Raw genomic sequence first — 22,931 nt, forward strand, 5'->3', positions numbered from 1 at the left:
TACTTAAAGGGGTCAACATCCGCCGGAATGTCATGCGGAAAACATCACATGAACCGGCTTCGGGAAAGGGGGTCAACATGATCAAGAATATCCACCGATGAACTGTTCATATGCAAGTCCAAAATTGTACCTAGAAAAATTTATTGAATTACCTTTTTGAAGATCTTCAAATAATGCAGAAAGGTTAAAATTATCTTGGGTTTTAAAGCTTTCAACTGAATCTTTAATTGTTTTTAATTCTTTCTTAATAAATAAGATCTTTGTTGCTCCAGTTTTCTTAATCCTATTATTAAAAGAATTAGTCATTAAACCAAGATCAAACAAAGAGAATTGATTGTCTTCAATTTTCTTTGCTACATATTCATTAAATCTATTGTAACCCCATGTATCCCATGCCTTATTATTGTCAAGAATGATTTCAATCTTAGTAAAAACAAGTTCGTTAAAAAACTTTAGTTGGAGTTTATTATCTTCCTCGGGCAGTATGTCGAAATCACTTATGAAAATGGTGTTCTCTGTATTTGTAACAAGGGGAGTTGCATAATTAGCTTTTAGAATCCCAAATTCCTTATCAAAAATCTCTAATTTGTCTTTGTAGTTGGTAGACTGATTGAACTTATTAAGCAATCCTATATAATATACTTCTCCTTTTTGTTCCATATTAAATGATGTAAATTTCAAAAATAAGAAATATAGGTCTTGAAAAAAAGTATGTTACAATGTATGTTACATAAAAAAAGCGCCCGATGTGGAAGCCACCGAACGCCTTGATTTTCAAAGTGGAAGATATCGGAATCGAACCGATGACCTTTTGACTGCCAGTCATGTTTTTATACAATTCTTCATTTCTCATTATTTCCTATATTGTAATATATCAATTAATTACATTGTTTTAATTTCTCTTTTCATCTTTTTTATTCCTATTATATCGTATATTTGTATGTATCTCGTATGTATTAAAATCAATATACATACAAGTCGTGAACTTAAAGTATATCCACATGATAGGTGCTACAACTGCAATCGTACACGATACGAGAATAAAAAAGAAAGATGGCACATATGCCATTAAGTTGCGAGTGACGTACAACCGTGAGCAAAAGTATTTCCCTGTTGGAAAGTTTCTGACTAAAGACGACTGGAAAACGATGAAAGAGGGAAAGCACCGAAATAAAACTTTAAAGGACCTTGAAACACATCTTTCTGGAATTGAAAACAAAGCCATTAAGATTATTGATAATATGGAGAGCTTCTCATTCGCTGAATTCATGAATCAGTTTAATGATAAACCCCAAAGTAAAACATCTGTATTAGATGCACTAAGTGAGCGGCATAAAGAACTGACCGACAAAGACCGCATAAGTACAGCTATAACTTTTCAATATACCATAAAATCAATCGAGGATTATTTGACTTCGATTAAACGAAAGAAGTTATCCTTTACTGACATTACACCAGAGTGGTTGCAATCATTTGAAGACTGGATGACAAGCAAGGGAAAATCCATTACTACAACAGGTATGTTCTTGCGCAATCTTCGTACCATGGTTAATCAGGCCATAGAAGAAGGAAACCTTCCAAGGGAAAACTATCCATTCTCTAAAAATAAATACCAAATTCCATCAGCACGCAATGTCAAAAAGGCATTAACCATAGAAAACATCAAGCAGTTCATTGAGTATCCTGCAAAGACCGAAGCTGAACAAAGAGCAAAAGATATGTGGTTATTTAGTTATTTGTGCAATGGTGTAAACATGAAAGATATCGTAAGGTTGAAGTTCAAGAACATGGATTCCAAGCGCATCTCTTTTGTCAGGTCAAAAACGGAACGCTCAACTAAAGCCAATCAAAAGAGCATTACGGCCATTCGCATACCTGAAATTAATGCCATCATAGAAAAATGGGGCAATAAACATGCAGTTCCAAATAATTACGTTTTTCCAATTCTATCTGTAGATGATACACCTGAAGAAGAGTACGAGAAAATAAAACAAGCAGTAAAAACCATCAATAAATACACAAAGCGAATTGGAAAGGAATTAAACTTTGAGTTATCGCTTACGACTTATACTGCACGACATTCTTTCGCTACAGTATTAAAACGTTCAGGAGCACCAATTGAATTTATTAGTGAAAGCCTTGGGCACAACAATCTTAGAACAACCGAAAGTTATTTGGATAGCTTTGAGGATGATACCAAAGAAAGCTACCAACGTAAACTATTAGATTTTTAATATAATTACATCCTTCTCACTATGAACAACAAGCTGGATTTATACCACAGCATACTTTTTCTTAAGCTACGTCCACTAAGAAATAGAAATGTACCACAGATAAAATATAAAGAACTTCTCAAGGAAATAAAGGCAGAAGCCTATCAATTCCAGCCTTGCTATGAAGTTGATTTCTTTCCTCCTCATACCGATATGGCGAAATACTATCGGGCATTGATTAAAAATGAAGCCATACGCTACTATAATCAAATATGCAGTTTAATCAACGATTCGAGTGATAACGATGTAAAACAACTTTGGGTAAAATCAACTCTTAACGATATTCTCTCAGATAAATTTACTGAGGTCGCTTCGGAGATAGAGCGTTTGAACTATTCAATTTCTCATATAGACCCCAAGCAGAACCATAAACTAAAAGACATCACTTTAAGTCAGGAAACATATGTCTACCAATATCTAAAGTTTCAATTAATACAACTCTATTTAGACATCCAAGAAGCCTTTGAGTCTTATTTGATAACTGACAAACTATCTGAAGAGGATATTCATCTGCAATTTTTTAAGGAGCCTAAACCAAACCAACTTTTAATAAAAGAGTCTGAAAAAATTGAGATGCCAATTGTAACCAACACGAAGAAAGAAAAAAGCTCATTCAAGCCAATCTATGAGGATATTCAACATATTCATAATTCAAAAGCAGATTATTCCATAATTTATAATCAACAGCTATTTGGGGAAGTTGAAGCGCAACTTTATGAATACGATATAATTGGCATAGACTACTTCTTCAAAAAAAGTAAAAAACAATCAAATCACACTTTACTGGCAGCAACTTTTAAAGTACTTATTGAGAATAATTATTTCCGAAGAAACATCATTGGTTCGCATCAAAAACTAAAAGATACAGACATTAGAAAATATCTCGATGAAAGATATTCTGTAGATACCTCGCAGCAATTCAGGAGAATAACAGACGAACAAATTGAACAAGCTAAAATTAAACTCCCCTGGCTAGATAAAATAAGGCGTATTTCATAATATGGTATTAAGTGCCGATTATACCATTTTTCTTCTTTAGATAATACCACCAAAAATCATAATTAGCTATCTGATAGATGGTTTTATTGGTATTACTGTGTCAATACCATACTACCTTTTCAATCCCTCTACCTTGCACTTGTCATTGATAATCAATGATGTCTTCACCGGTGAAGTCCTATATCAATTTTAATAACTGATATTATGGACTCAGTAATTTTAAAAAAGTTAGAGAGCATCGAAAAGATGCTTACCGAGCAGAATACGCTCAAAAAGGAAGTAATAAGTTTTAATGAAGCTGCTATCTATTTAGAGTTGTCGCATTCACACCTCTATAAACTAACGGCTGCAGGTTCAATTCCGCATTACAAGCCGAATGGGAAGAAAGTTTATTTCAAACGCCTTGAGTTGGATAGTTGGTTGCTCCGCAACCGCACCGATTCCAAGGAAGAAATAGACCAGGCAATTACTGATTTTCAACTTAAACAAGGGAGGAATCAGCTATGATGGAAGTAATGCAAGCACTCCTGAAACTATCTGGAGAACTAAAGGAAATCAAAATATACCTGCAGCAATTTTACAAAACACGTTTAGAGAAATTCTCTGAGGCATGGATTGATGGCCAGGATGTAATGCAAGTTCTGCATATAAGCAAAAGAACTCTGCAAACATTGAGGGATAATGGCTCACTTCCATGCAGTCGTATCAACGGTAAGTTTTATTACAAGCTTTCGGATATCGAAAATATGCTTGAATCCAATTACTCACCCTTAAAAAAGCCTAGTGATGGAGTTAGATGAGCAAGCCATATTAGATAAAACAAATTATGGATTAAATATATACTCGCATATTCTGCGAGTATATTATCCTAATGAAGTTGTCCTTCGACTTTCAGGCAAACAATGTAGCCCAGCAAAGAATCCTTTTAATAAGAATAAGCTTACACTAAAACTCATTAATGTGGATTGGGTGTTTTTGTATAGCGATTTAGAGAAAGATGATTTCAAAGGCAATCCTTTCGAATTTGCTGCACTGCATTACAAGTTAACAGGAAATGAGCTGCTGGAAAAGTTGAATGAGGAAATGCACTTGCGCATTGGAGAGCAATGGGATTTCTATGGTAATAAAAATCTACCAGAGTTACCAGAAGAAGAGGAAAACAAACCTGCGATTCACATTCCTAAGTTTAGCTATTTCAATTCGCCTGTAAGCAATATCTACCCAAAGAGTACGGTAAGTTTGGTTGAAGTGTACGAGTTGATTAAATCAACGAAAAACACCTCCAAAACAGAACAGTTAAGAACGATACAGGCAAAAGATGAAGCCCGTAAATTCAAAGCTTCAAAATTTGATTACGTTACTTTCTCAGGTGTATTTACAAAGCGAAACGATAAAGCACTACAAAATCACTCAGGATTACTGACCATTGATTTTGACTACATCGAAAACCTTCAGCAATTGAAAAATCAATTACTGAATGATGAATATTTTGAAACGGAATTGCTTTTTGTTTCCCCATCTGGCGATGGCTTAAAATGGATTATACCCATTGACATAACCGAATCAACACACCAAAACTTTTTTAACGCTATTGCCAACTACATTAAAGAAGTGTACCAACTGAAAGTTGATAAATCGGGTAAAGATGTTTCTCGCGCCTGTTTTCTCCCCTCAGACCCTGAGGTTTTTATTAATCCGAAATACTTATAGTGATGACCGTTAAAAAGAAATTCGATATAGATTACTGGTTGAATAAAGATAAGCCAACCAAAGAACCACAACAAAATAAAATAGCCAATACAAGTATTAAAAGCTATACGGAAGCCCCTGCGCTTAATGATGTTGAAATAATTATTAAACGATTAGAAGAGACTCATACCGATATTACCGCCAACTATTCAGACTGGCGTGATATTGGCTTTGCGCTAGCTGAGGAATTTGGAGAGTCTGGGCGAAGTTACTTTCATAGCGTTAGTCGTTTTTATTCTGAATATTCCTATGCCGTTTGTGATAAGCAGTTCGATAAGTGCTTAAAAGCAACAGGGCACGGCGTAACTATAAAAACCTTTTTCCATCTTGCACAGCAAGCCGGAATCAGTTTAGTTACCATACCACCACGTAATACAATAGATAAACCAAACAAACCTAACTCTAATATCAAAAGCGAGTACACAGAAGAAGCCAATGAAGTAACTTTTAATACGCCACAAATACCGAGTGAGGTATATAGACAACTGCCCGAAATATTGAAAGAAAGTACAGACATGTTTAAAGATGCTATAGAGAAAGATGTGCTGTTAATCGGTATTCTATCTGTGATAAGTGGATGTCTACCCAATATTGAAGGCATTTATTTCGACGAGCCTGTATCGGCGCACCTATATTCTTTTATTACCGCTCCTGCAGGTTCGGGAAAAGGAAAACTAAAGTGGGCAAAATACTTTGGTATGAAAATTCATAAATCTGTGGTAGAACAATCTAACAGAGCTAAAGAGGAATACGAATACGAGTTAGAGAACTATAACAATCTGAATAAAAACCAACGTCAGGGAACTGAGAAACCCAAGGAGCCAAAGCGTAAAATGTTCTACATTCCTGCCAATAGCAGTTCAAGTGCATTTATTCAGGCTTTATCCGATAATGATTTTAAAGGAATTATTTTCGAAACGGAAGCAGATACACTTGCAGGAACCTTAAAACAAGATTGGGGAAACTTTAGCGATGTGCTTCGCAAAGCATTTCATCACGAAAGCACAAACATGTTCAGGCGAAAGGACAATGAACATATTGAAGTTGAAGACCCACATTTGGCAATTGCACTTTCAGGTACGCCAAAACAAGTACACAATATGATGCCGGACGTTGAAAACGGCTTATTTAGCCGATTTCTTTACTATGCTTTTGAAGATTATAGCGACTTTAAGAACCCCTTTGTTTCCCATCAAAGGGTAAATTACACCGAGTTCTTTGAAGAGAAAGGAAGCCAAATTTACGACTTGCACCAAATACTAATCGACCAACCAAAGCCAATACAGTTTTGCTTTACTGCTGAGCAAGGAGAAGTATTTACTGAGCAGTTTAATATTTTGTATAAACGTAACCGCATGTTATTAGGGAATGATTTTAATGCCAACAGCAGGCGTTTGGGCTTAATCACCTTTCGTATTGCTATGGTGCTTCGCACCTTGCGAATACTGGAAGATGGTGACTATTCCAATCCTTTAATATGTAACGAAACAGATTTTAAAACAGCCATTCAAATAGCTTTCACATTAGAAAAACATGCTATCGCTGTTTTTCAGAATCTGCCAAATAATGATTTGAAGGGTGTGAAACTAAAGTTTTATAATGCTCTACCCAATGCTTTCAACCGCCAAGGCTATTTAGCTGTAGCAAAAGAACTTGACATCAAAGACAAGACAGCCGAAAAGTATATTGGGCAGTTTAAGGAGAATAAATTACTGAATCACTCACATAATTCATATCAAAAACCAGAATCTTAAAAAAAGTTGAAACGAGCTAATCAAATATCTCATTAAGACAGAATTGCCGAAAAGCGAGTTCCATCGAATACCTATAAAAATAAAATGACTATGAGATGAAATTTTTGAAAATAAATTTTATATGTTCCATGAAAACACACAACTCGCACATATTCAAATAAATAAAGATGTATTAGGGGAACTATTTGTTGTAAATAGCAACAAAAATACAAATTAGAAACGCTGTACTAATTGTTTTTATTTGTTTTTCATTGTTTTTATTTCAATCTTTGCATCGAATTAGAAACGATGTACGAAAATAAATACATGAAGTATAGATTAAACGACATAGCGCAAATTTATTATGGCCCCTACGAAAAGGCTGAAACTAAAGGTATGATAAAATACTTGGTTTCCAGTCATTTTGATGAGTTCTTTGAGCCTTCGTTGTTTAAAGAATCATACATTGACGCCATAAAAGATGCTGAAAAATACATCTTACGCCCCAATGATATTATAGTAACTGGTAAAGGGCAACGGATATTTGCATGGGCATATAAAGAGGAATATGGCCAAGTAATACCATCTTCCCTTTTTTATATTATCAAGATTAATGATTCGAGTAAACTGATTGGTGAGTATTTAGCCAATGTATTAAACTCTCAAAAAGTCAATCACAAACTAAAGTCATTAAGCGGTGGTACATCTATTCCCTCAATTCAGAAAAAAGAATTGGGGCAGCTGAGTATATATATACCACCCATCGAAAAGCAGAGACAAATTATTGATATGTCTAAGCTACTTGATAAGGATGTAGAACTGGCAACACAACTATTAGAAAAGAAAAAAGCCTTGAAAACAGGCTTACTAAATATGATTATTAATGACAATAAAACAGATGGCTGATAAACAAAAAAGCCTTAATAAAGTGGTCACTTATTAAGACTTCTTTTGGCGTATTGTAGTCTCAGGGGCTTATCACCCGACTGATTCAACACACCGTTTCGCAAAAACAAAAATACGCCAAAATCACGACTTTTCAAAAAGAAAAGTACTTGACCAGGCTAAAGCTCCTTAATCCTTTAAAATATCAGGAGCATAAAAATAAATAGGATTTTAACATGATTAATAGAAATGTTTTAAACGAAAGTTTTAGTCAATCAGATATTGACGCAGTATGGAGAAAAGGTACAGTTGTTCCAGGTTACGACCCGAATGTAACGCGAAAAGATTCATGCGGTGCATGGATTAAAAAGGTGCAATATGGTAACACTAACTCTCAAAACGGTTGGGAAATTGACCATATCAAACCAAAAGCAAAAGGAGGTTCAGACCAATTAAGCAACTTACAACCTTTACAATGGGAGAACAATCGACATAAAGGCGATAATTTCCCAAACTGGTCATGTAAGATTAAAGCTGCATAAACTGGAAATTAAAAGAGAGCGGTTCGCCGCTTCTCTTTTTCTATATATGAAAAATAAAAGACTAACAATATGAGCAATAAATTATCTCAATCAACAATTAATACTACTGTTTGGAAAGCGTGCGATACCTTTAGAGGAACACTTGACCCGGCAGGTTATAAAGATTACATCTTAACGATGCTCTTTGTAAAGTTCATCTCCGATGTACACAAAGAGAAAAAGGAAGAGTACAAAGAAAAATACAAAGGTGATTCTGTTCGTATTGAACGAGCTCTAAAACACGAGCGTTTTAAAATGCCTGAGGAAAGCTCTTTTGATTTCTTATACGAGCAACGCAATGCAGATAATTTAGGTGAGTTGATTAATGTTGCCTTAGAGAATATTGAGGAAGAAAACAGAGCAAAGCTTGATAAAGTGTTCCGTAATATTGATTTTAACTCAGAGGCTCACTTAGGTCAAACAAAAGACCGAAACCGCAGGTTAAAAGACTTACTAAATGACTTTGCGGCATTAGACCTACGCCCTTCAAATTTGGACGATAACGATATTATTGGTGATTCTTACGAATACCTGATTGCAAACTTTGCTTCCGATGCCGGTAAAAAAGCAGGTGAATTCTACACCCCTGCAGGAGTATCAACCTTATTAGCTAAATTGGTTGAACCCAAAGAAGAAGACCGCATCTACGACCCCACTTGTGGCTCTGGCTCATTGCTATTAAAAGCCGCAAAAGAAGTTGGTAGTACCAACTTTTCGTTAAGTGGACAGGAAGTAAACGGAAGTACCTGGGCACTTGCTCGTATGAATATGTTTCTACATGGGCGCGATAATGCTACTATTGAATGGGGCGACACCTTAAATAACCCATTACACAAAGAAAACGACCATTTAAAAAAGTTTGACATTGTTGTTGCTAATCCACCTTTCTCATTAGATAAATGGGGTGCCGACAATGCATCAAGCGACCAGTACGGACGTTTTTGGCGTGGTGTGCCGCCAAAGAGCAAAGGCGATTACGCTTTTATATCCCACATGGTAGAATCCTTAAACGAACATGGACGTGCAGGTGTAGTATTGCCACATGGTGTATTATTCCGTGGTAGTTCCGAAGGTACTATTCGCAAAGCGTTAATAGAAGAAAACAAACTAAAAGCAGTTATTGGTTTACCTGCTAACCTATTCTTTGGAACGGGTATTCCTGCTTGTATTTTAATTTTTGATAAAAATAAAGGGGAAAATACAGATATACTATTCATTGATGCCAGCAAAGAGTTTGAAAACGGTAAAAATCAGAACTACTTGCGCCCGGAGGATATTGAGAAAATTTATAACACTTACCACAATTGGGAAACCATAGAAAAGTATTCTTACATAGCCACCAAAGAGGAAATTGCAGAAAATGACTACAACCTAAACATACCACGTTATGTAGATACTTTTGAGGAAGAAGAGCCTATCGATATTGTAGCCACACAACAGGAAATTGCAACCATAAAAACAGAAATGACTGCTGTTGAAAAGGAAATGGCTGCATACTTAAAAGAGTTAGGATACTAAATGGGTAACATAAGTATACAATATTGCTCTGACCTGCATCTGGAATTTCCGGAAAATGAACAGTTTTTAAAGGATAATTTCATAGTGCCAAAGGCCAATGTTTTATTGTTGGCAGGTGATATTTTGCCACTCAGATTGCTGGATAAGTTTAATTGGTTTTGGGATAAAATTGCTAATGATTTTGAACAAGTGTATTGGGTACCGGGTAATCATGAGTATTATCATGAAAACTTAAGCAATTATCATGGTTCTCTGAATATAAAAATCAGGCCAAATATTAGTCTTGTTAATAATTGCACAGTAAGTATTAATGATATTCGATTGATATTTTCAACGCTATGGTCGCAGATAAAAACAGAAAACCAATGGATAATTGAACGGCGGTTAAATGATTTTCACCTGATTAAGAATGGCGAATATGCTTTTACGGCTGAAAGTTTTAACAGCTTACACAACGAAAGCCTGGAGTTTTTAATTGGAGCATTGAAAGATTCAAAAGCTTACAAAACGATTGTTTGTAGCCATCATGTACCTACCTTCTTGAATTATCCGGATATGTACAAAGGCGATATCCTGAATGATGCTTTTGCAACAGAGCTATTTTCTTTGATTGAAGAACATCAGCCTGAAGCTTGGATTTTTGGTCATCATCATTGGAATTGTAATGCTTTTTTAATCGGAAAAACTCAAATGCTAACAAACCAATTGGGATATGTTAGAAACAAGGAACATGAACTTTTTAGCTTAGCTGCTACTGTTATTTTATAGGCTGTTTGAATTAAATAAGAGTAAAATAACATTATATTTGCATTATAACACAAGCTTTGTTAGTATTCATACAAGATGTTATTATGAACGAACTAAACGAATATATCGAGCAGGAAATAGGTCTTGAATTTCACATAGATGAGCACAAAACTCATTTAGAAAAAAAACTGCCGTTATACTTAACTGCAAACTATCAGTTGAATACAGCGTGGTTGATGGGTGCTGAAGTTGTATTGGCTCGCTTGAAATATCAGGAAGACCAACCGACCATTGGACAAATGCACAAACACATGGAGAGTATTCGGGAAATTATTAATCTGCCGGTTATTCTTGTGTTCGAATACATAGAAGCATTTAAACGCAAAAGATTGGTGCAGCAACGAATAAATTTTATTGTTCCGTTCAAACAATTGTTTATTCCAGAGCTTATGATGGCGTTCACCGAAGTAAAACAGGTTAAAACAAATGAGGATAGCTGTTTTACACCAATGGCTCAATTGCTTACCGTTTACTGGCTGTTGAGTAATAATGAAGATAAGCAAATTGAAGAGGTTCCGTTTAATGAAATTGCTAATCTCTTTGAGACAAATGCAATGGCCATAACACGTGCTGCAGACAATCTGGCGAACCTGAATATTTGCACAATTCATACAGGAAGGCCCAAAAGCTTGACTTTTAATCAAAGCAAACAAGACACCTGGAACAGTATTAAAGAACGTCATCTGGGTATTCATCCGGTATTAAAAACTGTGTTTACTGATGAAAGGCCTCCGCATGACAAGTGGATAAATACAAACACAAATGCATTAACAGCTTTTACAGATATTAACCCGGGATTCCAACATTTTTTGGCACTTGATAAAGCAACTTATCAGGCTTACAAAAAAACAAACCAATGGCCACAGGAAAACAGAAGTGAAGGAGAATTTGCTACTGAAATATGGAAATACGACCCAGCTTTGCTAAATGGTAAATTCAGGTGGCTGGGAAATAACACAGACCCCATATCATTATATCTCTGCTTTGCAAACGATGAAGATGAACGTATTGAAGAGGCCTTGGAACAAATAGAAAAGAAATTTATATGGTTAGAGGAATAGATACATTTAAAGAATATTTTAAAGACCACGCTGATAAGTACATCATTATCGGCGGAACGGCCTTGGATATACAAATGGAAGATGCTGGGTTCACACCTAGAGCAACAAAGGATATTGATATTATCCTTATTGTAGAGGCTTTAGATAAAGAGTTTGTCACAGCTTTCTGGGAATTTATTAAGGAGGGCAACTACGAACAGAAAGAAAAAGGCGGTGATAAACGACAATACTACCGTTTTATAAAACCCGAAAAAGATAATTTTCCATATCAGATTGAGCTGTTTTCTAAAAATCCTGATATTCTGGACTTAGATGAGGGTACACATTTAACACCCATACCCACTGAAGCTGACTTATCCAGTCTTTCTGCCATATTAATGGACGAAGATTATTATTCTTTAACCATTGAGCAAAGCGAGCTGCAAAACGATGTACATCTGGCCAATCCCAAAGCCTTAATTGCCCTTAAAGCAAAAGCTTTTTTAGATTGGAGCGAGCGCAAAGCTGCAGGCCATGCCGAATGCGACAAACACATTAAAAAGCACAAAGCAGACATTTTTCGGTTGACCATGTTATTATCTCCGGATGAAACAGTGGACACACCCGACAATGTAAAAGCAGACTTACAAGCTGCAGCCAATATGATAGCAGGACAATTGCCGGATAAAGCTATCCTTAGAAACATGGGTGTACAGATACCACCTCAAGAAGTTTTTAAGCAGTTTAAACAAATCTTCAAATTAGACTAACCCATGGAAGCAGTTACTGAAATAAAAGAAGGTTATAAAAAGACTAAAATTGGTTGGATTCCTGAGGATTGGAATGTGGGACTTCTTGGTGAAGTTACGACTTTAAAAAGAGGGCGATTTAGTCCAAGGCCACGTAATGACCCTAAATACTATAATGGTCAAATTCCATTTGTACAAACTGGTGATGTTACAAATTCAAAAGGCAGAGTAAATACCTATACACAAACATTAAATGAAGAAGGACTTAAAGTAAGCGTACTTTTTAAAAAAGGAACTATTCTTATTACAATCGCAGCAAACATTGGGCATTGTTCTATACTAGAATTCGACATGGCTTGCCCAGATAGTTTAATTGGGATTGAATGTGGTAGCAAAATCCATAATGAATTTCTTAATTATTATATGCATACCCAGCAACGAAGGATTGATTATTTAGCTCCCGCTGGTGCTCAAAAGAATATAAATGTAGAATTCTTAAAACCATTAAAAATTGTCGTACCCCCACTCCCCGAACAACAAAAAATAGCCAAAATCCTATCTACATGGGATAAAGCCATTGAGCAAAGCCAAAAACTTATTGAGCAACTTAACAGCCGTAAAAAAGGTTTAATGCAACAATTACTTACAGGTAAAACAAGGTTAAAGGGGTTTAGTGGTGAGTGGAAGGAAGTGAAGTTAGGCGAATATTTTAAACAACGAAATGAAACGAATCATATTGAATTACCATTGCTATCGGTTGGTATTAATGGTGTTTATCCGCAAGATGATTCCGTGAAAAAAGACACCTCAAATTCGGATAAATCCAAATACAAAAGAATCTGCGTTGGAGATATTGGCTATAATACAATGCGTATGTGGCAAGGAAGAAGTGCATTATCAAAATTAGAAGGTATCGTAAGTCCTGCATATACAATTGTAACTCCAAATAAAAATGCTGACTCATTATTCTTTAGTTATCTTTTCAAGTTGGATTATGTAGTGCATCGCTTTTATAGGTATTCTCAGGGATTAGTAAGTGACACTTGGCAATGTCGATTCAATGATTTCAAAAAAGTTAAGGTGCTTTGTCCTCCAACAATAGAGGAACAACAAGCCATAGCCAAAGTACTAACCACAGCAGATAATGAAATAAAAACACAGGAAACTTACCTGCAACAATTGCAAGACCAGAAAAAGGGATTAATGCAACAGTTGTTAACGGGTCAAAAACGTGTAAAAGTAAATAATTAAGCCTATGCCTGCACCATCATTTTTAGAAGACCATATATCGCAAATACCTGCACTACAGTTGCTCATTAATATGGGCTACCACTACGTTACCCCTGCTCAGGCCATGGAGTGGCGTAAGGGTAAAAACTCTGTAGTGTTATTTGAGGATGTATTGTTTAGTCAGCTTCAAAAGATAAATAGTTTTACTCGCAAAGGTAAAAAGTACGAGTTTTCCGATGCCAATATCAGCTCCGCTGTTTTGGCACTTAAGGAACTGCCTATTCACGAAGGGGTAATGAATGCCAATGCAGCCTTTTACTATTTAATTACCTTAGGTAAAGCATTTGAGCAAAGTATCGATGGTGATAAAAAAAGCCACTCACTACAATACATCGATTGGCAAAATCCAGAAAACAATGTATTCCATGTTACCGAAGAATACAGTGTAGTACGTGATGGCAGAGCAGACACCTACCGCCCCGATTTAGTGTTGTTTGTAAATGGTATTCCCACTTGTATTGTAGAGTGCAAAAGCCCTGCATTAAGTGGAACTAAAAAGCCTGTTGAATTGGCTATTGAGCAACACGCACGCAATTTTTCTGCCGATGGTATTCGTTCACTTTATGTGTATTCCAGCCTATTATTAAGCACAGCCACCAACGAAGGCAGTTACGCCACTACTGGCACACCTAAAGAATTTTGGGCTAAATGGAAAGAACAATTCCCAAGCAAAGCAGCAGAAAAAACCTATTGGAGTTCTTTAACCGAATTAAAGAATAAGCCATTAAGCAAAGCAGATAAAGACAAGCTATTTTCCGATAGGTTTAAATATGTACGAAACTACTTCGATAGCTTAGAACAAGAAAACCGACCATTGACCAAGCAAGATGAGTTGCTCTTTAGCTTATGTGCACCGCTTCGCATGCTCGACCTTATTCGCAACTTTACCTTGTACGATGATGGCATAAAAAAAGTAGCGCGTTATCAGCAGTACTTTGCAGTAAACGAAACCATTAAAAGGGTTTCTCGCTTCGACAATACAGGAAAGCGAAAAGGTGGTGTTATTTGGCATACACAAGGTAGTGGTAAGTCATTAACAATGGTGATGCTGGCACAGCTTTTAGCATCAGATAAGAATATCCGAAATCCTAAAATCCTATTGGTTACCGACCGTATCGATTTGGACGACCAAATCTCTGACACCTTCAAAAAATGTCAGAAAGAAGTACGTCAAGCCAAAACAGGAACACACTTAGCAGAGCTGATTAATGATAATGACGATGCCATTATCACAACCATTATAAACAAATTTGAGGCAGCAGTTAAGCAATGTAAAGAGCCTTTTACTTCACCGGATATTTTTATTCTTATTGATGAAGGCCACCGCACTCAATACGGTAGTTTTAGTGTGAGCATGCAAAGAGTATTCCCCAATGCTTGTTTCTTGGCCTTTACAGGTACGCCTTTAATGAAAAAGGAAAAGAGCACGGCTCAAAAGTTTGGCGGCTACATTGGCAAGGCATATACTGTAACCGATGCCGTTGAAGATGGAGCAGTTGTTCCTTTGTTATACGAAGGGCGACACAACATAATGGAGTTGAACGAAAAACCGCTTAATAACTTCTTTGATATGATTTCGGAGCCACTTCCTGATTATGGTAAGGCAGCTCTAAAAAGAAAGTTTAATACAGTCAATGAACTTAACAAAGCAGACCAGATAGTATATGCTCGTGCTTGGGATATTAGCAAGCACTATACCGACTTCTTTCAGTCCAATAGCGAGTACTATAAACCAAAAGCTCAATTGGTAGCTCCCACAATAAAAACAGCTTTATTATATCATGAATATCTTAAAACCATTGGAAAAGTTTCTTCAGCGGTTGTAGTAACACGAACCGACCAAAGAGAGGGTATTGAAGATTCTTTTTATAACGAAAATGAAGAAAAACAACGGGAAGATGCCTATTTCAGCGCCATGGAAGACAAATATGGCGACCTGAAAACCTTTGAGAAAAGCATCATCAACCAGTTTAAAAATCGTGATGTACCTGAAATACTAATTGTGGTTGCAAAACTCCTTACGGGTTTTGATGCACCAAACAATACCGTATTATATCTGTGCCGTAGTCTAAAAGAACATACACTACTGCAAGCAGTAGCAAGAGTAAACCGAGTATACCCCGGTAAAGATTACGGCTACATTGTTGACTATTACGGCAACCTCGAAAACTTAGACAATGCTTTAGATACCTATTCCGGTTTAGAAGGGTTCGACAAGGAAGATTTAGAAGGTACGCTAACCAATATTAACGAAGAAATAAAGAAGCTACCTCAGGCACATGCTGAGCTTTGGGATATTTTTAAAAGTTTACAAGGCAAGAACCTGGAACCAACAGCATACGAAGAGTTGCTTTCAGCCGAAGACCTTAGAAATAAGTTCTACGAAAAATTATCAGTCTTTGCCCGAATGCTTAAACTGGCTTTATCATCGGTCGATTTTGTCAACAATACCGAAGAAGATAAAATCAACACCTATAAGGATGATGCTAAGTTTTTCTTAAAACTTCGTGTGGATGTAAAACGTCGTTATAACGATGACATTTCCTATAAAGAATATGAACCACAAGTTCAGAAGCTTATCAATAAGCATCTTTCAACCGATGGAGAGATTCTAAAAATTACCGATTTGGTAGACATCTTCAATAAAGAAGAACGGGAAGCCGAAGTTGAAAAGATTGTAGGAAAGGCAGCACAAGCCGACCACATTGCCAGCCGAACCATAAAGGCTATTAATGTAAAAATGCAGGACGACCCAATCTTCTATACCAAGTTTGCCGACTTAATTCGTCAAACCATCGAAGATTACCACCAAAAACGCATTGATGAAGCAGAATATTTAAAGCGAGCAAAGCAGTTTGATAAAGATTTCTTCGAAGGCAACCGAGATGATGCACCGGAAGAACTAGCAGATAACGAAGTAGCTTTAGCGTTTTACAATTATAGTAAATCGGTTTACAAAGATGTGGAGCTGTTAAAAACTAAGTTTCATATTGAAATGGGGCTTGTAATAGATAAGACAGTAAAAGACCATATCTACCTTAATGATAAAAAGATTGTTGACTTCCATAAGAATGTTGATATCACAGGAAAAATAAACATTGAGTTAAGTGATGCCATTTACGACCTGTTACAAAAGTTTGATATTGATACAAATTGGGATGACATCGACCATTTAATTGAAGAATGCTTAAAAATTGCGATACACAAATACAAGTAAGATGCTAAAAGAACAAATCAAATACGGCAATTCGACCATTGAATATTCTTTAGCTTTTGCTGAGCGTAAAACCTTAGGCATTAAAGTATATCCCGATAAATCGGTTCATGTAATTGCCCCAACAGGCACGAGCATGGATAAGGTTACGGAAAAGGTACATAGCAAAGCTGCATGGGTATTGCGTCAACAGGATTTCTTTTTGTCTTTTCATCCAATTACTCCACCTCGCAAATTTATTAGTGGCGAAACTCATTTGTATTTAGGTAAGCAATATCGACTAAAGTTAGCTGAAGCTGAAAAAGATTCAGTAAAACTGCATGGTGGTAATATTTCAGTTTACTGTAAAGACAAAGAGGATAAGCAGCGAATTGAGAAACTATTAAAAGCATGGTTTAAATCAAAAGCAGACCTTCATTTTAATAACCTGTTTCAAGAGCTTTCGCCTATTGCAAAAGAACTTTCGGATATTACACCAACACTAAAATACAGGTGGATGGATAAACGTTGGGGAAGCTGCAGTCAAAAAGGAGAAATCCTATTAAATATTGAATTAATAAAAGCACCTAAAAAATGCATTGAATATGTGATAATACACGAGTTGTGCCACATGGTACACCTTAATCACAGCACTGCATTTTATGAGTTATTAGATAAACTTTCTCCAGGTTGGAGGAAGACGAAAGATGAGTTGGAGAAATTAATGGTATAAAATAAAAATAGAGTAACGAGGAAATGTAGGAAATAGCGGAAACCTTTCCTCTGAATCCTACAAATCCTACATCCTAAATAAAATAAATAGATGATATCTAAACCTAACATATTTAATTTCGCCACTAGTGAACTTAGTCAAGATGCTATTTTAGTATGGCTACTAATATGGGCAGAGTCGACGTATAAAGAAACAGATAATGCCTTGCATCAAATTGGACAATCTCTGTTGCAAGCATTATTAAATACCAAAAAAATAAAGCTATCAACTATAGATAGCATGGTAATAAAACAGCAATTTTATAAGATTGATATTTTTATTGAGCTCCACTTAAAGGGAAAGAAAATTGGCATAATCATAGAGGATAAGGTCGCAACTTCAAGTCATTCTAATCAATTAGAAGTATACTTAAATCGGATTAAGAAACTCAATTATGATACAATTGTGCCAATTTACTTAAAAACTGGATTTCAATCTGATTTTACCCACGAAATTGAAAATGGTTATCACCCATTTACTTTACTTGATTTATTAAAGGTTTTGGACTGTAATGAAAGGTCATCCATCACGAACAACATCTTTATTGACTATTACCTTTATCTGAATAATTTACATGTCCAATACCAAAAGGATAAAGCGGAATATGAGGACTATAAAGATACTCTAATCTCAAAATGGGGTTGGTGGTCATGGGTTGGTTTTTTCAATGATAACAAAGAACGTTTCTCAGCTGGAACTGGGGTTGTTCCAAATCCAAGGGAAAACCTACTTGCATTTTATTTTGGAGGAGAGAACCTAGAAGTTATTTATAATAGCAACAAGTATAAATTTGAGCCTTACATTGATATTTTGTTTTCTAATGGTAATTATAAAATTAGTTATCGGTTAGGAGTGAAAAATCACCCGGACGAAGACAAGACCATTAGGGATTATATTATTGACCTTTTTGCTCCAACGTTAAATTCTTATAATATCGACTATACTAAGCCTAGATTTAAGAAAGGTAAAGAAACCATTCGTTTATTGGAAGTGAAACATTCTTCAAGCGTAAAGTATCATAACGATTTGATTATGTTTTTGGATAATATACAAAAAGCATTAAAGCTTTTTGTATCAAAAAATAAGGTAAGTTTATAGTTTAGTAATTTCATTTATTATCTATGCAAGAACAAGCTCTAATCCTAAATATTCTCAATTTCAATCACGCACAAAAGCCTATTTCATGCTCATTTTTTAAAGAGCAACAATCAGGCTTTAGTTGCTTGTCATTGCATGAAGCACCTATTGAACTAAAGGAACAAACGCAAAATAATTCAGAGCTAAACCATTTATACACCAATTTTACCATTTCTGACAATGCCGATTTTCATGCCGAAATAGATTTAACGCGTAGTGTAAGATTTGCCAAGCATTATTATTCTCACTTAATACGTCAATACTTCAAGGATAAGGTAGATATAGTCAACCCTAATTTTATCAATGATATCCAAGTCTGGATTCATGAAGTAGATAAATCAACCGAGCTTTACAAAGCATATCGGGTATTTGGTATTCGTGTTCAGATGGCAAACATTACAAATAAACCGGAGTTGGTTATTTATCACAATGGCATCAGTCGAATATTAAATAATAGTATAAATGACCTTTGGGAATTCAGTAAGGAGACTTTTTCAAGGGTACTGTATAAAGGTGAACTATATCACATGGATGATTTACCGGAAGAAGCCGAGTACAATCATCAAGAAGTTTATCCCATTGTAAATAAAGACTTGGAGACTCATTACAAAATTTCAAACTCTACTAATCCCTTTGCCAATCGCTATAAAGACCTACTACCTCGACTTAATAATTTCATCTTAAAATACTTTGATAATGATGAGTTCAAGCAGCTCATAAATCTAAAATCTACCGACTTAATTGATGTTCCTAATAGGTGTATTCACTCCACTCGTTTAGAGAGTAATTTTATCCAACTAGGTTTAGAAAACAAAGTGCAGGTATTTACGCCAAAAGAAAACCTAAAGGAGCATGGACCATATAAACTACCAGAAAATACCAATGTAAAATTCATTGTTATTTATCACAAAGACGATAAAGACCATGCCAACCAGCTATTCATGTATATGAAAAAGCTGTACAAAAAGCCCAATGGCCAAATGATGACAGACCTATATGGCACTTCTTTGTATGATTATATCAGAATAGGTTTTGATTTGGATAAAGAACACTCCATTGCCTTTGAAGATAAGTCAAACCCATACGAAGCTGTACATAACTTCATCGACAACACGGATATTGATATTGAAAAGCATCAATACGTTGCTATTTATATTAGTCCGTACAATAAAGATGAGGAAGATACCGAAAAGAAAAAGATTTACTACAAGGTTAAAGAAACCCTACTTAAACACCACATTACTTCGCAAGCAATTTATCGCGAACGCATTTTTGAGAAAAAATTCAAATCATATTACTACGCTAATATAGCAGCTGCAATTCTAGCTAAAGTGGGCGGTATTCCTTGGCGTTTAGATAGCCCGGTTAAAAACGAATTAGTAGTTGGAGTAGGTGCATTTAAATCTCAGGAGTTTGGCATCCAATACATAGGTAGTGCTTTTAGCTTTTCAAACAACGGAGAGTTTCAGGAATTTAGCTGCACCTCAAAAAGTGATTCATTTCTTTTGGGTGCTAAAATTAAGATTTACATACAGGAATACCTTAAGAAGAATACCAATATTGAACGCCTGGTTATACACTTCTATAAGGCCATGAGCAAAGAAGAAATAAAGCCGATTAAAGACGCCCTCTTTAATTTAGGCTACAAGGATATTCCAATCTACATTATTAATATAAATAAAACCACTTCAAAAGATTACATCGCGTTTGATACCAGTTTTGATGGACTAATACCGTATAGCGGAACAATACTGGATATTGGCAGAAACCAATATTTACTATTCAACAACACAAGGTATCGCAATGCAGGTGCCGATGATATAGAAAGCTACCATTTCCCAATTAAGTTAGGCTTTCAGTGTACAAAGTCAGAATTGCTAAATGATAAGCTTGCCATTAAAGATATGATAGACCAAATCTATCAATTCAGCCGTATGTACTGGAAATCAGTCAAACAACAAAACCTCCCAGTCACTGTCAAATACCCCGAAATGGTTGCCAAGATGTATCCCTATTTCGAAAGTGAAGACATCCCCGAATTCGGTAAAACAAACATGTGGTTTTTGTAAAGTAATATTATGGGAATTCAATACGCTAAATTCTTAACATACGACAACTTTTATCTAGCTTATAAACGATTGCAAACAGTTGATGGTTTTACTCTCTATAAAAACCTTTATAGGCCAGATATAGAATATTTTGGGTTCTTTCTAGAAGAAAGTATTAATTTATTAATTCACAATATTAAGGAAGGAATATATGAGCCTTCCAATGGTACTAAAATTCATGTTCCTAAAAAGAATAATCTAGTAAGACCTCTTACCTTATTAGAATTTTTTGATTTGCTTGTTTATCAAGCCTTAGTTAATGTAATAGCAGATGTTGTGTATGATGAATTGTACCTGCTTCGGGCTAAAAATACATTATTCGGTAATGCTTATCGTAAGTCTGACGAAGATGGCAGTATCTTTTTTATGGCTAAATGGAAAGACCAATGGAAGCATTATAACAAAGTTACTGAATCATACTTCAATGAAGGATATGTCTATTTTACTGACTTTGACATCGCTTCTTTTTTTGATACAATAAGTCACGAGGTTTTAATAACACTTCTAAAAGAATCTGAAGTAGAAGATGAAATTTGCGAATTACTACGGAGGTGCCTTGCTAGTTGGTCAATTGACAAGCATCGCAATAATATCTTTACAGGACACGGCATTCCTCAAGGTCCATTGGCCTCATCAATATTAGCAGACATTTATCTTACTCCTGTTGATAAAAAGATTACTATAACGAAGAGGTTAGATGTTAAGTATCTGAGATATGTTGATGATATAAGAATTCTAACAAAAAATGAAATAGAAGGTAAGAAAGCAATTGCATATCTGGATTTACTTACACGAGATTATGGTTTAATCCCTCAGTCTAGTAAAATTGGTACCCGAAAAGTTGAAAACATAAAAAAGGAGCTTAGTGTACAGCATGTAAAATTTTCAAACATTGCTAATGAGTATCAAAAGGAAGGAAAAAAACTGAAGTCTTCAACCCATAATCAACAGAAGAAACAATTTCTTCGTTGCTTTAGTAATCCTGACAATGAGGAGTTCTTAAATAAGACCATTATCCGTTTCTCTCTTTATAAGCTGAATAAAGATGAAGAAATTAAAACTGCTTTATTAAATCAAATAGAACACTTGTATCCCCACATTGATGCAGTTCTCTTTTATTTGTCAAAATTTTTCAAAAATGATGAACATGTAAAAGCTAAAATGACAGAGCTAATTAATAGTGATAGTCTTTTATTTCAACATATTATTGCTGTCATATATAGAGATTTTAACCATATCCCATTTGATGAGTCTCTATTTGATAAGCACTTTGAACAAAATAATTCATTTTGGTTAATTCAGTATTTTTTATTGGATTGGCTAGAGGCCAACAACGAGATAGAACTCATAAAAAGCATTGAAGCAAGCAAATTTCATTTTGTTAACCGAAAGTTGCTAAACCTTCAATCAAGGTATACATCGTCAAAATCAGCTAAGCAACGAGTTCTAAAAAATGCCTTAAAAAATAGGGATAATATGATTGCCCTTCAGGCAGCATATCATTATTTTATGACTACGTTTAGCTATCCATCTATAGCTCCTGACACTAATAATTTTGTTAATGATATAATAAAGAACACAAAATCAAGTTATGTCAAAACCACTTTGAAAACTAAGTATGCTATCATTGATGAAAATGACTTTTTTAATAAATCAAATTGGCAAGTTATTTCTGAATATAAGGAAATGAGATATAACTTTAGTGTATTTCATAAGTCCATGGAATTTGACCCTTCCAAATCTTTAATGGCATTAAATATTTTTAATGAGATAGTCTTTAATCAAATTGTCAACCTATTAAATCATCAGGGTACTTCTACTATTACCCTGAGCGATAACTACGGGGGCAATATATCTTCTATCCAAAGTGTTTTCCCTTATGCATCATTTTATTTCACAAAAGTAAATGATGCTCGTAATCAACGTACAGATGCTCACTATAAGGATAAAGAAGGAAATATCCGGATTAAGATTAAATTTATCGAGCTTCAAAAGTTAATCTTCGAATCTAAATTTACTCTTGCTATGAAGGAAATTTTGGATTACACTTTTAAGTAAATTTCACTTTAATTTATCAATCAATTACTGTCTGTTTTT

At 35.2% G+C, this 22,931-nt stretch carries 19 protein-coding genes; 18 read left to right on the top strand and 1 reads right to left on the bottom strand.

Going from position 1 to position 22,931, the window contains the following annotated elements; translation table 11 throughout:
* Positions 1–81: 81 nt before the first annotated feature.
* On the bottom strand, positions 82–660 hold the full coding sequence (locus tag OM075_RS03340) for a hypothetical protein (RefSeq protein ID WP_301189054.1): 579 nt from the start codon (positions 658–660) through the stop codon (positions 82–84).
* Positions 661–1,001: 341 nt separating this feature from the next.
* Between OM075_RS03340 and OM075_RS03345 the strand changes: the two genes are divergently transcribed.
* The 18 genes from OM075_RS03345 (at position 1,002) to OM075_RS03430 (ending at position 22,892) form a co-directional block, all read left to right on the top strand.
* Positions 1,002–2,234: a site-specific integrase gene (locus OM075_RS03345; RefSeq protein WP_301189055.1), complete on the top strand. Its 1,233-nt coding sequence runs from the start codon at positions 1,002–1,004 to the stop codon at positions 2,232–2,234.
* Positions 2,235–2,255: 21 nt separating this feature from the next.
* Positions 2,256–3,272: a hypothetical protein gene (locus tag OM075_RS03350; RefSeq protein WP_301189056.1), complete on the top strand. Its 1,017-nt coding sequence runs from the start codon at positions 2,256–2,258 to the stop codon at positions 3,270–3,272.
* A gap of 204 nt (positions 3,273–3,476) precedes the next feature.
* A complete protein-coding gene (locus tag OM075_RS03355; RefSeq protein ID WP_301189057.1) occupies positions 3,477–3,779 on the top strand; it encodes a helix-turn-helix domain-containing protein in 303 nt (100 codons plus the stop codon).
* Positions 3,776–4,072, top strand: a complete 297-nt coding sequence (locus OM075_RS03360) for a helix-turn-helix domain-containing protein (RefSeq protein ID WP_301189058.1) — start codon at positions 3,776–3,778, stop codon at positions 4,070–4,072. The genes OM075_RS03355 and OM075_RS03360 overlap by 4 nt, the downstream gene beginning before the upstream one ends.
* A complete protein-coding gene (locus OM075_RS03365; RefSeq protein ID WP_301189059.1) occupies positions 4,059–4,982 on the top strand; it encodes a BT4734/BF3469 family protein in 924 nt (307 codons plus the stop codon). Before OM075_RS03360 ends, OM075_RS03365 begins: the two co-directional genes overlap by 14 nt.
* Positions 4,983–4,984: 2 nt before the next feature.
* Positions 4,985–6,775: a DUF3987 domain-containing protein gene (locus OM075_RS03370; protein WP_301189060.1), complete on the top strand. Its 1,791-nt coding sequence runs from the start codon at positions 4,985–4,987 to the stop codon at positions 6,773–6,775.
* Positions 6,776–7,081: 306 nt separating this feature from the next.
* Positions 7,082–7,660 (top strand): restriction endonuclease subunit S, encoded by a 579-nt coding sequence (locus tag OM075_RS03375; RefSeq protein ID WP_301189061.1) that lies wholly within the window; start codon positions 7,082–7,084, stop codon positions 7,658–7,660.
* A 215-nt stretch (positions 7,661–7,875) separates the two neighbouring features.
* Positions 7,876–8,181 carry an HNH endonuclease gene (locus tag OM075_RS03380; protein WP_301189062.1) on the top strand — a complete coding sequence of 102 codons (306 nt, stop codon included), beginning with the start codon at positions 7,876–7,878 and terminating at the stop codon, positions 8,179–8,181.
* Positions 8,182–8,250: 69 nt separating this feature from the next.
* Positions 8,251–9,738, top strand: coding sequence for a type I restriction-modification system subunit M (locus OM075_RS03385; protein WP_301189063.1), 1,488 nt, complete (start codon positions 8,251–8,253; stop codon positions 9,736–9,738).
* Positions 9,739–10,506 (top strand): metallophosphoesterase, encoded by a 768-nt coding sequence (locus tag OM075_RS03390; RefSeq protein ID WP_301189064.1) that lies wholly within the window; start codon positions 9,739–9,741, stop codon positions 10,504–10,506. It abuts the gene before it with no gap.
* Between the two features lie 83 nt (positions 10,507–10,589).
* A complete protein-coding gene (locus tag OM075_RS03395; RefSeq protein WP_301189065.1) occupies positions 10,590–11,606 on the top strand; it encodes a hypothetical protein in 1,017 nt (338 codons plus the stop codon).
* Positions 11,591–12,355 (top strand): hypothetical protein, encoded by a 765-nt coding sequence (locus OM075_RS03400; RefSeq protein ID WP_301189066.1) that lies wholly within the window; start codon positions 11,591–11,593, stop codon positions 12,353–12,355. Before OM075_RS03395 ends, OM075_RS03400 begins: the two co-directional genes overlap by 16 nt.
* Positions 12,356–12,358: 3 nt before the next feature.
* A complete protein-coding gene (locus OM075_RS03405; protein WP_301189067.1) occupies positions 12,359–13,585 on the top strand; it encodes a restriction endonuclease subunit S in 1,227 nt (408 codons plus the stop codon).
* A gap of 4 nt (positions 13,586–13,589) precedes the next feature.
* On the top strand, positions 13,590–16,841 hold the full coding sequence (locus OM075_RS03410; protein ID WP_301189068.1) for a type I restriction endonuclease subunit R: 3,252 nt from the start codon (positions 13,590–13,592) through the stop codon (positions 16,839–16,841).
* A 1-nt stretch (position 16,842) separates the two neighbouring features.
* Complete coding sequence (locus OM075_RS03415; protein WP_301189069.1) at positions 16,843–17,550, top strand: M48 family metallopeptidase; 708 nt, start codon at positions 16,843–16,845, stop codon at positions 17,548–17,550.
* A gap of 90 nt (positions 17,551–17,640) precedes the next feature.
* Positions 17,641–18,687 carry a PD-(D/E)XK nuclease family protein gene (locus tag OM075_RS03420; protein WP_301189070.1) on the top strand — a complete coding sequence of 349 codons (1,047 nt, stop codon included), beginning with the start codon at positions 17,641–17,643 and terminating at the stop codon, positions 18,685–18,687.
* A 23-nt stretch (positions 18,688–18,710) separates the two neighbouring features.
* Entirely contained in the window at positions 18,711–20,795 is a 2,085-nt protein-coding gene (locus OM075_RS03425; RefSeq protein WP_301189071.1) for a Piwi domain-containing protein, read from the top strand.
* Positions 20,796–20,864: 69 nt separating this feature from the next.
* A complete protein-coding gene (locus tag OM075_RS03430) occupies positions 20,865–22,892 on the top strand; it encodes an RNA-directed DNA polymerase (protein WP_301189072.1) in 2,028 nt (675 codons plus the stop codon).
* Positions 22,893–22,931 lie beyond the last annotated feature (39 nt).

It is taken from the genome of Plebeiibacterium sediminum (assembly GCF_026013605.1).
GTDB classification, from domain to species: domain Bacteria; phylum Bacteroidota; class Bacteroidia; order Bacteroidales; family Marinilabiliaceae; genus Saccharicrinis; species Saccharicrinis sediminus.

Excerpts from the sequence above, each read along its gene's own strand:
- OM075_RS03365 (WP_301189059.1), top strand. The coding sequence starts at position 4,059 with ATGGAGTTAGATGAGCAAGCCATATTAGATAAAACAAATTATGGATTA.
- OM075_RS03425 (WP_301189071.1), top strand. The coding sequence starts at position 18,711 with ATGCAAGAACAAGCTCTAATCCTAAATATTCTCAATTTCAATCACGCA.
- OM075_RS03400 (WP_301189066.1), top strand. The coding sequence starts at position 11,591 with ATGGTTAGAGGAATAGATACATTTAAAGAATATTTTAAAGACCACGCT.
- OM075_RS03340 (WP_301189054.1), bottom strand. The coding sequence starts at position 660 with ATGGAACAAAAAGGAGAAGTATATTATATAGGATTGCTTAATAAGTTC.
- OM075_RS03385 (WP_301189063.1), top strand. The coding sequence starts at position 8,251 with ATGAGCAATAAATTATCTCAATCAACAATTAATACTACTGTTTGGAAA.
- OM075_RS03355 (WP_301189057.1), top strand. The coding sequence starts at position 3,477 with ATGGACTCAGTAATTTTAAAAAAGTTAGAGAGCATCGAAAAGATGCTT.
- OM075_RS03375 (WP_301189061.1), top strand. The coding sequence starts at position 7,082 with ATGAAGTATAGATTAAACGACATAGCGCAAATTTATTATGGCCCCTAC.
- OM075_RS03415 (WP_301189069.1), top strand. The coding sequence starts at position 16,843 with ATGCTAAAAGAACAAATCAAATACGGCAATTCGACCATTGAATATTCT.
- OM075_RS03420 (WP_301189070.1), top strand. The coding sequence starts at position 17,641 with ATGATATCTAAACCTAACATATTTAATTTCGCCACTAGTGAACTTAGT.
- OM075_RS03380 (WP_301189062.1), top strand. The coding sequence starts at position 7,876 with ATGATTAATAGAAATGTTTTAAACGAAAGTTTTAGTCAATCAGATATT.
- OM075_RS03370 (WP_301189060.1), top strand. The coding sequence starts at position 4,985 with ATGACCGTTAAAAAGAAATTCGATATAGATTACTGGTTGAATAAAGAT.
- OM075_RS03360 (WP_301189058.1), top strand. The coding sequence starts at position 3,776 with ATGATGGAAGTAATGCAAGCACTCCTGAAACTATCTGGAGAACTAAAG.
- OM075_RS03410 (WP_301189068.1), top strand. The coding sequence starts at position 13,590 with ATGCCTGCACCATCATTTTTAGAAGACCATATATCGCAAATACCTGCA.
- OM075_RS03390 (WP_301189064.1), top strand. The coding sequence starts at position 9,739 with ATGGGTAACATAAGTATACAATATTGCTCTGACCTGCATCTGGAATTT.
- OM075_RS03350 (WP_301189056.1), top strand. The coding sequence starts at position 2,256 with ATGAACAACAAGCTGGATTTATACCACAGCATACTTTTTCTTAAGCTA.
- OM075_RS03395 (WP_301189065.1), top strand. The coding sequence starts at position 10,590 with ATGAACGAACTAAACGAATATATCGAGCAGGAAATAGGTCTTGAATTT.
- OM075_RS03345 (WP_301189055.1), top strand. The coding sequence starts at position 1,002 with ATGATAGGTGCTACAACTGCAATCGTACACGATACGAGAATAAAAAAG.
- OM075_RS03405 (WP_301189067.1), top strand. The coding sequence starts at position 12,359 with ATGGAAGCAGTTACTGAAATAAAAGAAGGTTATAAAAAGACTAAAATT.